At 70.2% G+C, this 13,333-nt stretch carries 9 protein-coding genes; 5 read left to right on the top strand and 4 right to left on the bottom strand.

The features are described from left to right. Positions 1-80 precede the first annotated feature (80 nt). The gene (locus KIH31_RS10070; RefSeq protein ID WP_214426989.1) at positions 81-1,319 is read left to right on the top strand and encodes a macrolide 2'-phosphotransferase; all 1,239 of its coding nucleotides are present in this window, start codon (positions 81-83) and stop codon (positions 1,317-1,319) included. A 41-nt stretch (positions 1,320-1,360) separates the two neighbouring features. On the opposite strand, the gene KIH31_RS10065 is transcribed toward KIH31_RS10070, so the two are convergent. From KIH31_RS10065 to KIH31_RS10055, 3 genes are read right to left on the bottom strand one after another with little or no spacing between them, the layout of a single operon-like run. After that, a complete protein-coding gene (locus KIH31_RS10065; RefSeq protein WP_250545796.1) occupies positions 1,361-4,750 on the bottom strand; it encodes an ATP-dependent DNA helicase in 3,390 nt (1,129 codons plus the stop codon). Then, the gene (locus KIH31_RS10060; RefSeq protein ID WP_214426987.1) at positions 4,747-7,968 is read right to left on the bottom strand and encodes an ATP-dependent DNA helicase; all 3,222 of its coding nucleotides are present in this window, start codon (positions 7,966-7,968) and stop codon (positions 4,747-4,749) included. The genes KIH31_RS10065 and KIH31_RS10060 overlap by 4 nt, the downstream gene beginning before the upstream one ends. Then, a complete protein-coding gene (locus tag KIH31_RS10055) occupies positions 7,965-8,411 on the bottom strand; it encodes an MGMT family protein (protein WP_214426986.1) in 447 nt (148 codons plus the stop codon). Before KIH31_RS10055 ends, KIH31_RS10060 begins: the two co-directional genes overlap by 4 nt. A 77-nt stretch (positions 8,412-8,488) precedes the next feature. Here KIH31_RS10055 and KIH31_RS10050 point away from each other — a divergent pair, with 77 nt between their 5' ends. The 4 genes from KIH31_RS10050 to KIH31_RS10035 all read left to right on the top strand — a co-directional run bounded on the left by KIH31_RS10050 (position 8,489) and on the right by KIH31_RS10035 (position 11,907). Further along, the gene (locus KIH31_RS10050) at positions 8,489-9,172 is read left to right on the top strand and encodes a 3'-5' exonuclease (protein WP_214426985.1); all 684 of its coding nucleotides are present in this window, start codon (positions 8,489-8,491) and stop codon (positions 9,170-9,172) included. A 303-nt stretch (positions 9,173-9,475) separates the two neighbouring features. Then, positions 9,476-10,408: an ABC transporter substrate-binding protein gene (locus tag KIH31_RS10045; RefSeq protein ID WP_214426984.1), complete on the top strand. Its 933-nt coding sequence runs from the start codon at positions 9,476-9,478 to the stop codon at positions 10,406-10,408. A 3-nt stretch (positions 10,409-10,411) separates the two neighbouring features. After that, positions 10,412-11,173 carry an amino acid ABC transporter permease gene (locus KIH31_RS10040; protein WP_214426983.1) on the top strand — a complete coding sequence of 254 codons (762 nt, stop codon included), beginning with the start codon at positions 10,412-10,414 and terminating at the stop codon, positions 11,171-11,173. Next, entirely contained in the window at positions 11,170-11,907 is a 738-nt protein-coding gene (locus KIH31_RS10035) for an amino acid ABC transporter ATP-binding protein (RefSeq protein WP_214426982.1), read from the top strand. Before KIH31_RS10040 ends, KIH31_RS10035 begins: the two co-directional genes overlap by 4 nt. 76 nt (positions 11,908-11,983) lie before the next feature. Here KIH31_RS10035 and hemL read toward each other — a convergent pair whose 3' ends face one another. Then, positions 11,984-13,303, bottom strand: coding sequence for a glutamate-1-semialdehyde 2,1-aminomutase (hemL, locus tag KIH31_RS10030; protein WP_214426981.1), 1,320 nt, complete (start codon positions 13,301-13,303; stop codon positions 11,984-11,986). Positions 13,304-13,333 lie beyond the last annotated feature (30 nt).

Below are 13,333 nucleotides of genomic sequence, written 5' to 3'. Positions count from 1 at the left end.
CGTACTGTCTGCGGCACCGTCGGGCGACTCGCCGCAGACCCATCCGCGGTGATGCGGGCGGGGCGCTCTACGGTGGAAGAGTGAGACGAACACCTATCGAATTGGCAGCTGTGGCCAGCGCAGCCGTGCCCGGCCTGGCGCCGACCGCCGTCAGTTCGGCCCCCGACGATGCGGCGGACTTCGATGCCGCGCTGCTGCTCGACTCGGCGGGCAAACGGTGGCGGGTACGGTCCCCCCGGCACATCGAGGCCAGCACCCGGCTGGAGACGGAGCTGCTGGTGCTGCGCGTCTTCAGCCCGGCCATCCGCGCGGAGCTGCCGTTTCTCATGCCCACCGTCGCCGGCACCGTCCGGCAGGGCGAGCTCACGACCTTCGTCTATTCGCACCTCAGCGGCAGGACCCGCAGCATCGAGGACCTCACCCGGGGTTCGGCCCGGATGTCCCGCGAACTCGGCGCCGCCATGGCCGCCATCCACGACCTGCCGCCCTCCATCGTGCAGGATGCGGACCTGCCCAGCTATACCGCGAACGAATTCCGCCAGCGCAAGCTCAACGAACTGGACCAGGCCGCCACGACCGGCCAGATTCCGGCGGCCCTGCTGCGGCGTTGGGAGCATGCCCTCGAGGACGTGGCGCTGTGGCGGTTCAAGCCGTGCGTGGTGCACGGGGATCTGCACGAGGACAACATTCTCGTCGAAGGCGAGCGGGTCATAGCCGTCACGGGCTGGACCGATCTGCGCGTCGGAGACCCGGCCGATGACTTCGCGTGGCTGGTTGCCGCGAACAACCAGAAGTTCGTGGACGCGATCCTCGAGTCCTACTCCGCCAGCCGCAAGGATGCTCCTGACCGGCATTTGATCCGGCGCGCCGCGCTGTCCGCCGAGTTCGCCTTGGCGCAGTGGCTGGTGAAGGGCATCGCGGCCGAGGACGGCCGGATGGTGGCCGAAGCCAAGGAGATGCTCGCGGCCCTGGAGTCGGACATCGCCCAGTACGGCGGTCAGCCGATCAGCGTCGAGCCCCCGCCCGCACCCTCCGCCCCGCCGGCCCCGTCCTCGCCGCCCTCCGCCGCGGCGGCTCCCGCCAATGCTGCGGCTCCCGCCGATCCGGCGGACGCGGCGCCTCAGGCCCAACCGGCGGAACCGGCTGATGCGGGGGAAGCCAAAGATGCCCGGGACGTGTCGCAGGCCAAGGAGCCCGCACCGGCCCGGCAAGCGCCGGCGAAGTTCTCCGTTGCCCCGATCCCCGCAGACGACGACACGCACACTGACGACGCCGCGGGTCCTGAATCGCCCGCGAACGGCACCGTTTCCCGTCCGTGACGCGCTAGTAAACCGGGGCTCGCCCCCGGATCAGCTCATGCTCAGCCGCGGCTGACCGTTTCGGCGGCCGCGGACCGGCTGAGCGACCGGGCAATGATGTCTTCGAGCTCCGCTTCGCCGGCGAGGTCAAGCGGGCGCACGAGCTCGCCTGGGCCGGCGTAGTAGAACGCAGCCTTGACCTGCTCCAACGGGATGTCCCGCAACCGCGCCCAGGCGAGCCGGTACACCGCCAGCTGTACGGCCTTCTCGGCCAGGTCCCGGCCGGTCGGCACCACTCCGGTCTTCCAGTCGATCAGGTCCCAGGAACCGTCGCTGTCCCGGAACACCGCATCGATCCGGCCGCGCACGACGACACCCCCGACCTGGGTCTCGATCGGGACCTCGACGTGCGCCGGCGCGCGCTGGGCCCACGGGGACGCCTTGAAGGCCTCGACCATTTCCTGCAGGCCGTAGGCTTCGTCCACGTAGGCGTCGGCGCCCGGCGCCTCGTCCAGCTCCAGCTGGCCGGTGGTGCCGTAGTACTCCTCCACCCAGCTGTGGAACGCCGTGCCCTTCCGGGCCGCCATGCCGGGCCGGCGCGGCACCGGCCGCCGCAACTGCCGGGTGACCTTCCCGGGATCGCGGCCGAGTTCCACCAGCAGGGAAGCCGATATGTGCTGCGGGAGCTCGACGGTGAACCGGTCCTCGTCGATGAGCCGGCGTGCCAGCAGCAGATCCGCTTCCCGCGCCCATCCTGTCTGCTCCCCGTCGGGAGCGCCGGCTGCCGCTTCGTCCCGCCACCGTGCTTCTTCCTGCAGGACCCGGGCAGCGGCTGCCTCCAGGACCGCGCGTCGGCCGCGCAACGGCCGGAGCGGCTCCCCGTCCGCGTCCACCGGTCCTTCGAGCGGGTCGTAGGGCCAGGCTGCCGTCAGTGCCTCCTGGACCAGCGGGTTCTGCTCCCCGAGGTCCTCGTCCGCTACCCAGGCGGCCACCCGCACGCACTCGGGCCTCTCCGCGGCGAGCTCATGCAGTTCGGCCAGGAACCGGGACGGGGCCGCGGGCTTGACCCGGCCGCCGATCCACGCCGAGGAACTGCAGACCAGCGTGCTGCGGGCGCGGGTGAAGGCAACGTAGGCGAGCCGGCGTTCCTCCTCCTCGCCGTGGACAGCCACGTCCGCCGCGTAGCGCTTCTCGTTCTCCAGCCAGCCCTTCTGGTCCGGCGCTGTCAGGTCCCACTCGGGCAGGTCCCCGCTGTCCCCGCGCAGCGGCCAGGGCAGGGCCGCCGCGCCCGTGGACCAGCGGTCGACGCTCTTGGACGGAAACGCTCCGTCGTTCAGGCCGGGGACGAAGACCAGGTCCCATTCGAGTCCCTTGGAGGCGTGGACGGTCAGCAGCTGGACCGCGTGCTCGTTGACATCGGCCTGGGTGATCTCCAGGCCTCCTTCCTCCGCCGCGGCCGCCTCGAGCCAGGACAGGAAGGCGAGCAGGTCCACCCGGTCCGCGGACTGGACGAAACCGGAGGCAGCGTCCTGGAACGCGTCGAGGTTCCGCCGGGCGTGGTGCAGTCCGGGTCCGGGCTTGGCAGCGACCTCGATGTCGAGCAGCATGGTGCGCTCCACTTCGCCGAGCAGCGTGGTGAGGTCGTCGCTGACGAAGGAGCGCAGGTGCCGCAGCTCGTCGCGCAGGCACAGCAGCCTTTCCCGTGCAGCCTCGCTGAGTGTGCGGTGCAGCTGCCGGGGCCAGTACCCGGCCTCCAGCCGGTCCAGGGCCTCCACGAGGCTGGAGTCGTCCACCAGGTCCTGTTCCAGCACCTGGTCCTCCGGTGCCCCGTCCTGCTGGGCGGCAAGGTCGTCGTCGGCCGGCCCCGACGCCGCGAACTCACGCTGGCGGGCCAGGAAACGGGACCATTCGGCAAAGGCCATCAGGTCCGCGGCGCCGAGCCGCCAGCGCGCGCCGCTGATCAGCCGCATCAGCGCATCCGAGCGGCCCGGGTCCGCGAGCACCCGCAGCATGGAGACAAGGTCCACGATCTCCGGGGTGCTCAGCAGGCCGCCCAGGCCGACGATTTCGTAGGGGATGTTCCGGAGCTCCAGGCTGGACCGGACCTGCTCGAACTGCGCCCGGCGGCGGCAGAGCACGGCGACCGTCAGCGCTGTTCCGCCGTCGTGAGGTCCGCCGCCGAAGGAGGGCCTGCGCCGCAGGATTTCGTCGCCGATCGCTTCGGCTTCCTCTTCCGCGGTCCCGAACCGGGCCAGCACGACCTCGCCGGTATCGGGAGCCGGCCGGGTACGCAGCGGGGAAACCCGCACGGCCGACCCGGCGTGCCGGCGCGCGGCGGACCCGTTGAGCACGGTGGACATGGCGTTGGCCGCCTCGAGCACGTTCACGGCGTTGCGCCAGGCAATGGTGAGCTCGGCGGTTCGGGCCCGTGTGCCGTCCGCCCGGGGAAACAACTCGGGGAAGCGGAACAGCTGGCCCGCGGACGCGCCCCGGAAGCCGTAGATGGACTGGTTGGGGTCCCCCACCGCCGTGACCGGGTGGCCGCCGCCGTAGAGGTGGGAGAAAAGCTGCAGCTGGGCATGGGAGGTGTCCTGGAACTCATCCAGCAGGACGACCTTGTAACGTTCGCGCTCTGCATCCCCGGCCTGCGGCACCTCCACCGCAATGCGGGCCGCCAGCGCGACCAGGTCCCCGTAGTCCATGGCATTGCGCACCCGCTTCGCCCTGCCGTATTCGGCGACCATCGCTGCCACGCTCGCCCGGGTGCGCAGCACGTCGAGCAGGTCCCGCACCTTTTGCGTGGGGGCGTTCTTCTTCCCCTCGATGTACGGCAGCGCATCCAGGGACGCGGCGTAGCCGTCCAGGACGGACCGGACGTCCGACGGGTCCTGAAGGTGCTCGGCGCATTCACCTGCGAGCCGGATCACCGAGCTGACGAGGGTGGACTTGGCGTAGGCGAAGTGGCTGAACTCGCCGTCGTAGGCTTCCACGACCTCTGCAGCAAGCTGCCAGGACTGTGCGCCGCCGAGGACGACCGCGTCCCGCTCGATGCCCAGCCGCAGCCCGTGGTCGGCCACGATGCCGCTGGCGTAGGAGTGGTAGGTGGACACCTTCGGTTCAAGCGCGTCCTCCGCGCCGGCTGCTGCTGCGAGCTCCACTGTGCCGCTGCGCGCCAGCCGCGAAAGCTTGGCCAGCTGGCGCCGGATGCGCGCGGCGAGCTCCCCGGCGGCCTTGCGGGTGAAGGTGACGCCCAGGATCTCCTCGGGCAGCACCAGTCCGTTGGCGACGAGCCAGACCACCCGGTCCGCCATGGTCGTGGTCTTGCCCGAACCGGCCCCGGCGACGACGAGCATCGGCTCGAGCGGGGCGCTGATGATCGCCGACTGTTCGGCGGTGGGTGGGTTCTGTCCGAGCAGCCCGGCGAGCTCCTCCGGCGTGATCCGGGCGTTCATTCGGTGACCTGCTTTCCGTCGCTGCACAGCGGGCATACTTCCGGCACCGCGCACCGGCTGCCGAACCCGTACTTCTTCGGGTCGTGCCGGGCCAGGAACGTCGCGGACGCCATCAGGGAAGCCGCTTCGAGCACCAGCGGCGTCGCCCAGTCCCCGTCTTGGGCCAGCGCGTCCTGGTGCTGGATGCCGACGTCCTTGGTGTCCGTGCCCAGCTGCGCCAGAATCGCACCTCCCGGAGCCGGGACGTCCCCCTGCCGGGCCAAAGCGTCGAAGGCCCCGGCCAGCACTGCCGCCTGGTAGGCCCCCAGCTGCGGGTGCAGCGCCAGCTCGTCCGCCGTCGGCTTGCTCCGCCCTGTCTTGAGGTCCACGATGACCAGGCGGCCTTCGGCATCGGTCTCCAGCCGGTCGACCTGGCCGCGAAGCAGCACGGTGTGCCCGGAGCCTTCCAGCTCCACCCCGAAGTCCTGTTCGGTCGCGAGCAGGCCGCGCCCCTCCTGGCGCATCCGGATGACGTACTCGGCCAGCTTGCGTACCATCTTTTCGGCGCGACGGTAGTCGAGCTGGCCCTCCCAGTTCTCCTTCATGCCCAGCGACGGCCAGCGCTTGGCCAGTTCCGCGGCGTACTCGCTGCCGCTGGCGTCCGGCAGGTCCTGGGCGATGGCGTGCACCAAGGTTCCGAGGCTGCGGGCGAAGTCCGTGGCAGCCTCCCCGCCGGCCGCCTGGATGAACCAGTTCAACGGCGACTTGTGCACCGCGTCCACCTTCGACGGCGAGACCGGAACACGGCCTCCGGCGGGGACGAGCGGCTCGGTCGAACTGAGCGGCAGCAAACCCCACCACTGGCCGGGCGCGGCGCCGGGGACCTCCTCGGCTGCCAGCCGGCCCAGCACGCGCGCCGCTTCCTCATGGCGGTCCCGGGCCGACGGGTCGGCGAGCACGCAGCGCAGCTCTGCCACCAGCGAGCGCAGCGTCATCGGCCGGCCGACCTCCTCCACGGGACGCTGGCCGCCCGGATCGTCCCCGGGCTCCCACGGGTCCACGTAGTCCAGGAACGGTGAGGGCTGCTGGTCCTCGGAACTGACGGCGGTGCAGATCAGCCGTTCCCGGGCACGGGAGACGGCGGCGGAAAAGCTGCGCAGCTCGTCATAGCGGATCTCCCGCAGCCGGGCGGCCGCGCCGAGCCGGGCCGCTGCCGGACCGCGCTCGAGCACCTCGACGAGTTCGGTGCTGCCCAGCAGCTCCCCACGCAGCTTCGTGTTCGGCCACACGCCGTCCTGCAGCCCCGGCACGACCACCACCGCCCACTCGCGGCCCGCCGCGCTGGCAGGGGTGAGCAGTTCGACGGCGTCCCGGCGCTGGGCGCGCGCGGCCAGAGTGTCCATGGGGAGCTCCTGGTTCAGCAGGTACTCCAGGAACTGCCCCGGCGTCGACCCCGGCAGCTGGTCCACGTAGCGCTCCGCGGTCTGGAACAGCGCCATCATGGCATCGAGGTCACGGTCGGCCCGGACGCCGGCGGGACCGCCCTGCAGCGCCAGCCGCGCCCAGTAATCCGAACAGCCGGACTCGGACCACAGTGCCCACAGCACCGTTTCGGCGTTTGCCCCCGGTTGGGCGGCTGCCTGCCGTCCGGCTGCCAGCATCGTCGCGATCCGCACCGCCTGCCGCGCCTCCCAGCCCAGGGACGCCAGATGCGCAGGATCCTGCAGCGCCTCCACCAGCAGCGTGTCGCTTCCGCGTCCCCCGCCGCCCAGCCGCTCCTCGCGGCGCAGTGCCTGCCGGAGCCGGCGCAGGGCGACCGCCGAGGTGCGCCCGATGCGGGACGTCAGCAGCGCCACGGCGGTCTCGGCGTCGAGGGCGGACGGATCCAGGACCACCCGGAAGGCCTCCAGCAGGGGGCGTACGGCGGCTTCATCCCTGACGGCATTCTCGGCGACCGGCACCTTCACCGGGATGCCCTCGCCGCTGAGGAAGCGCTGCAGCTGGGCCAGCTGGCCGCCGGTGCGGACGATGACGGCCATGTCCGCCAGCCGCCGGCCTTCGTGCAGTTGCAGGTACAGCAGGCGTTCCGCCACGAAGCGCATCTCATGGACCGGGGACGCGACCAGATGCGCACTGACGGCCGGGGAGCCGCCCTGGTCCTGATCCGTTGCGGGCAGAGGTTCGAGCCGGCGGGCCTTGTGGCCGCCCTGGCTCTGCGAGATGCGCTGGGCGAGGCCCTTCCACACCTCACTGATCCGCTCATCCATGCGGTGCGACGCCGACAACACGGCCTCGGTGACGCCGCAGCCGTCGTCCAGGCTGCTGCGCAGGCCGCCGGCCAGATCCGGCCGCGCACCGCGGAAGCCCTGCACTACCGTGTCGGGCGAGGCCGTGACGACGACGTCGCGGCCGCGGCCAAGCAGGGTCAGCAGGCTGTGCACGGACCGGTTGGCTTCCTGGATATCGTCCACGAGGATCAGGGCCAGGCGGGCGTGTTCCTCGACCAGGAAGTCCGGCTGGTCCTGGAAGAGCTGGACCACCGAGGTGATGACTCCGGCCGGGTCGAACGCCTCCGGCATCCGCAGGTCGATCACGTCCCGGTACTCGCTGTAGAGCTGCGCCGCGGCCACCCAGTCCTGCCGGCCGCCGGACCGTCCCAGCTCCGCGAGCTCTGCGGCGGAAATTCCGTATTCGATGACCCGGTCAAAGAGCTGCCGGATTTCCTGCCGGAAGCCCCTCGTGCCCAGCGCAGCAGCCAGGCCCTCCGGCCACGGCACCGCCGCGCCCAGTCCGTGCCGGTGGCCTTCGAGCAGCTCGCGGATGATCAGGTCCTGCTCCGGGCCCGAGAGCAGCTTCGGGGCACGCTCCACGTACGGCAGCCGGCCCTCGACTTTGGCGCGGCGCAGGACGTCGAACGCGTAGGACGCCCACGTCCGGGCCGGCGCCGTGCTGAGCGAACGCTGCAGCCGCGAGGTGAGCCGGTTCCGCAACCGGTCCGCTGCGAGGCGGTTCGGGGCCAACAGCAGCACGCCGGACGGGTCCACGCCGTCCTCGACGATGCGCCGGACAGCTGTTTCCACGAGCACCGTCGATTTGCCGGTCCCCGGTGCTCCCCATACGAGCACCGGACCGCTGCCGTGCTCCAGGGCGACGATGCCCTGCTGGCCGGCGTCGAGCACGGGCGCCGCAGCCTCCGGTTCCTGGGACGCCAGCAGGCGAAGCGGGGGAAGATCCTTCATGCGTCCACCTCATCACCGGGCACCGACAGTTTCGCGGCCGACAGTTTCGCGGCGGAAAGCCCCAGCGCGAGTTCGTCGATCCGATCGAAGGCGAGCGCATCGGGCTGCCACCGCGCGCGGTCCAAATCGACCCTCCAGCTTCCGTGTCCGGGCGTGCCCCGCAGCGGGGTGCCCTCGGCGAGGTAATGGTCCAGGGCCTCGGACGCCAAGTCGTCGGGCGGGTGGCCGCTGGCCCTGATCACCCGCCACCACGGCAGGGGCCGGAAGCGTCCTTCAGGGCCCGAGTCAGGGCCCGAATCGGGGCCGGAATGCGACATGACCGAGCCGACCTGCCGCGGGCCTCCGGAACCGAGCAGTTCGGCGATGTCCCCGTACGCCAGCGCCGCGCCTTCCGGGATCAGCGCTGCCACCTCCAAAACAGCCTCGGTGAAGTCAGCGCGCATGGCTTCCACCTTATCGCCGGACCGGCCGCCGGCCGTGTCAGCGCCACACTGTCGGTGGCGGCCCATAACGTGAGCCCATGGACTTCTGGACCCTTCTCCCCCGGGCCGCATTCGACGTCGAGACCACCGGCCGGGACCCGCGGACCGCCCGCCTCGTGACGGCGTCCATTGTCGTGGTCGGCGCGGACGGCGGAGTGCTGGAACACCACGAGTGGCTCGCCGACCCCGGGGTGCCGATTCCACCCGAGGTTTCCGCGATCCACGGCGTTTGGGACGCGCGGGCCCGCGCCGACGGCAGGCCGGCGGCGCAGGTCACGGCCGAGGTGGCGTCGACGCTTGCCGGGCTGTTCCGGCGCGGCGTGCCGGTCTTCGCATTCAACGCCCCGTACGACTTCACCGTGCTGGGGGCCGAATGCCGGCGGCACGGTGCCGTCTTCCCGCTGCCCCGGCCCGTGCTCGATCCTTTCGTGCTGGACAAGGCGGTGAACCGGTACCGGCGCGGGCGGCGCACTCTGGGTGCCCTGTGCGACGCGTACGGCATCGCCTTGGACCACGCCCATACCTCCGCCGCTGATGCGTTGGCCACCATCCAGCTCGCGGACGCGATGGCCCGCCAGTACCCCCAGCTGCGAGCCGAGGCCAGCCAGCTGCATGACTCGCAGGTCCTCTGGGCCGCCGAGCAGGCGGCCGACTTCCAGGACTATCTGCGGCGGCACCGCCCGGACGCCGTCGTGGAGGGGTCCTGGCCCGTGCTGAGCTGACCTTGGTGGGACAAATCTCACACGGGAGCCGGCTGTCCCCACCTCGGCCCGCCGGGCGTCGAGGATTCCAGTGATTCGGGCCGCGGCGGAGTGCTTGCCGCCCAAGCCTCCGCGTGGATGCGCATTTGTTCGGCTGAAGGGCGTTTGTGACGCCAAAAGTTCACCGCGGCCGCATCGTGGACGCTGCTGACATAATTTAGTTCGGCCGGTTACGCCCCGGCCCGTCGCCCCGCGGCTCCCCCCGGGCCCGTCCGCCAGAGAGTGGACCGCTCAGTTATGCAGCTCTACGAAAGTGATTGCCTGATGAAGACCAAAGCCCTGAAGTGGCTGTCCACTGTTCCCGTGGCAGTCGCCCTGGCTGTTTCGCTGGCCGCGTGCGGCGGCAGCAGCACCTCCAACTCCTCCCCCACGAATGCCCTCGCGGGCAGCGACCAGCAGACCTTGGACAAGTACACCACCAAGGACGTCACCGCCCTCGACAAGATCGATAAGACCAAGCTCGGCCTGATCAGCGACGGCACACTCAACGTGGGCACCCTCTCGGATGCGCCGCCGAACATCTTCATCGACAAGAGCGGCAACTTCACCGGCTTCGACAATGAGCTGCTCAAGGCGATGGCTGCCAAGCTCGGGCTGAAGGTCCAGTTCGCGGCCACCGACTTCTCCGCCCTGCTCGCCCAGGTGCAGAACAAGAAGTTCGACGTCGGCTCCTCCTCCATCTCCACCACGGACAAGCGCCGCCAGTCAGTGGGCTTCACCAACGGCTACGACTTCGGCTACATGGCCGTCGTCGCGAAGACCGACGGGAAGATCAAGGGCTTCAAGGACCTGACGAAGGACACCCGCATCGCCGTGGTGCAGGGCACCGTGCAGGACGATTACGTGACCAACACGCTCAAGATTGAGCCGGTCCGCTTCCCGGATTACAACACCGCCTACGCGAACGTGAAGAACGGCCAGGTGGACGCCTGGGTCGCCCCGTCGCAGCAGGCCACCGGGCAGGTGAAGGCCGGCGACGGCACCGCCATCGTCGAGAAGACCATCAACACGCAGAACTTCACGGCCTTCGCGGTGAACAGCAAGAACCAGCCGCTGATCGATGCCCTCAACTCGGCGCTGGACGCCGTGGTCAAGGACGGCACCTGGTCCAAGCTGGCCAAGCAGTGGTACCCGGAGCGCGAAACCCCGAAGAACTGGAAGCCGGGCAGCAAGGCCTCGGTCCTGCCGAAGAGCTAGCCTATGGATTTTTCCCAGTTCCTCAACACCTTCTTCAACTGGGAGGCGATGGCGGAAGTCATCCCCTCCCTGTTGACGGTGGGCCTCCCCAACACCCTCATCCTGGCCGTCTCTTCCGCCATCATCGGTTCCGTCGCGGGCATGCTCCTGGCGGTCATGGGCGTTTCCCGCACCGGGCCGCTGCGCTGGATCGCCCGGGTCTACACGGACATCTTCCGCGGTCTGCCGGCGGCGGTGGTCATCCTGATCATCAGCATTGGCCTCGGGCCGGTCGTGCGTGAGCTGACCGGCAGCTCCAATCCGTTCCCGCTGGGCATCATGGCCCTGTCCCTGATGGCCGCTGCCTACATCGGCGAGATTTTCCGGTCCGGCATCCAGAGCGTGGAGAAGGGCCAGTTGGAGGCTTCCCGGGCGCTGGGGTTCGGGTACAACGCGTCAATGCGGCTCGTGGTGGTCCCGCAGGGGATCCGCCGCGTCCTGCCGGCGCTGGTGAACCAGTTCATTGCGTTGATCAAGGACTCGTCGCTGGTGTACTTCATCGGCGTGCTGGCCAGCCAGCGGGAGATCTTCCGGGTGGGCAACGATGCGACCGCGAATTCGGGGAACCTTTCCCCGCTGATCGCGGCTGCCATCCTGTACCTCGTGCTGACCATCCCGTTGACGCACTTCGTCAACTTCATTGATCACCGGCTGCGCACCGGCCGCCCGGAGAAGCGACAGCCGGACGACGCCGCCGCGGTGGTCGGGAAGGGAGCCCAGGCATGAGCGCGTTCACCTCCGGGAGCCTCACGGCCCGCAACCTGCACCTGTCCTTCGGCTCCAACCACGTGCTCCGCGGCATCGACTTGCAGGTCGAAAAGGGCACCACGGCGTCGGTGATCGGCCCTTCCGGCTCCGGCAAGTCGACGCTGCTGCGCGTGATGAACCGCCTGATCGAACCGGACCAGGGCGACATCCTGCTCGACGGCCGGTCCGTGCTCAAGGACAACCCGGATGAGCTGCGACAGCGGATCGGCATGGTCTTCCAGCAGTTCAACCTGTTCCCGCACAAGACCGTCGTCGAGAACGTCTCGCTGGCCCTGCGGAAGCTGCGCAAGCTCCCGAAGGAGCAGGCCCGGGCCGAGGCACTGGAACAGCTGGACCTCGTCGGGCTGAAGCACAGGGCCGACGCGCGGCCGGGCAACCTTTCCGGAGGCCAGCAGCAACGCGTGGCCATCGCCCGGGCACTGGCCATGAAGCCCGAAGTCATGTTCTTCGACGAGGCGACCTCCGCCTTGGACCCCGAGCTGGTCAAGGGCGTGCTGGCGCTCATGGCGGACCTCGCCAAGGGCGGTATGACCATGGTCGTCGTCACGCACGAGATGGGCTTCTCGCGGAACGTCTCGGACACGGTGACGTTCATGGATGGCGGCGTTGTGGTCGAGAGCGGGGCGCCGGAGCAGCTGTTCACGGCCCCGAGCACCGAGCGCCTGAAGAGCTTCCTCTCCGACGTTCTCTGACTGTCCCGAAGCGAAGAGCCCGCCGGACCGCATGCGGTCCGGCGGGCTTTTTCCTGCGCGAAGGTCTCCGGAAACTTTACGCTTCGGCGGGCTTCGCGGCGGCCGCGGCCTGCGCCGCCCCCGGCAGCGCGGCCAGGATGCGCTCCATGGCCTTGTCGTCGTGCGCAGCGGAGAGGAACCACGCCTCGAACACCGACGGCGGCAGATAGACCCCTGCGTTGAGCATCGAGTGGAAGAACGGCGCATAACGGAACGCTTCCTGCGCCTGGGCGTCGGCGTAGTTGTGCACGCCGTTCGCGGAGGTGCCGAACGCGACGCTGAAGAGGTTCCCGGCCCTCTGCACCGAGTGGTCCACTCCCGCTGCGGTGAGTGCGGCGGAGAGGGCGGAGGACAGCTCGAGCGAACGCGCGTCCACGGTCTCGTACACCTCGGTGGTGGCAGCCTTGAGCGTCGCGACGCCTGCCGCCATCGCGATCGGGTTGCCGGAGAGCGTGCCGGCCTGGTACACCGGCCCCAGCGGCGCGAGGTAGTCCATTACGTCCGCGCGGCCACCGAGCGCAGCAACAGGCATGCCGCCGCCGATGACCTTTCCGAAGGTGAACAGGTCAGGGCGCCAGTGGCCCTCCAGCGGGGACGTCAGGCCCCAGAAGCCGCCGGGGCCGGTACGGAAGCCGGTGAGCACCTCGTCCAGGATCAGCAGCGCCCCGTGCGCGGCGGTGATCTCGGCCAGTCCGGCGTTGAAGCCCTCCCCCGGCGTGACGACGCCCATGTTGGCCGGCGCCGCCTCGGTGATGACGGCAGCGATGTTGCTGCCGTGGGCGGCGAACGCCTCGCGCACGGCCTCCAGGTCGTTGTACGGCAGCACCAGCGTCTCGGCCGCGGTGGCCTCGGTGACGCCGGCAGAGCCGGGCAGGGCGAGCGTGGCGACGCCGGAACCGGCAGAGGCCAGCAGGCCGTCCAGGTGCCCGTGGTAGCAGCCGGCGAACTTGATCACCAGGTTGCGGCCGGTGAAGCCGCGGGCGAGGCGGACCGCCGTCATCGTCGCTTCGGTGCCGGTGGAGACCATGCGCAAGCGCTCGACGGCAGCCACCCGTCCCAGCACCAGCTCGGCCAGTTCCGCTTCGGCAGGGGTCGAAGCGCCGAAGGAGAGGCCGCGGTCGACGGCCGCGTGGACAGCGGCCAGCACGTCCGGGTGGGCGTGGCCGAGCAGGGCCGGCCCCCAGGAGCAGACCAGGTCCACATACTCGTTGCCGTCGGCGTCGTGCAGGTAGGGGCCGTTCGCGGACACCATGAAGCGCGGCGTGCCGCCGACGGAGCCGAACGCGCGCACCGGAGAGTTCACACCGCCGGGCATCAGCCGGCGCGCCCGCTCGAACAGGTCCAGGGAGGAGGTCATGAAGGGTTCACCTTTCGGAAAGTAAGCGGC

This window comes from Paenarthrobacter sp. DKR-5 (genome assembly GCF_018531425.1).
In the GTDB taxonomy this organism is placed as follows: Bacteria; Actinomycetota; Actinomycetes; order Actinomycetales; family Micrococcaceae; genus DKR-5.
Note: the sequence above shows the minus strand (reverse complement) of the source record. Positions and strands in the feature narration are given on the sequence as shown.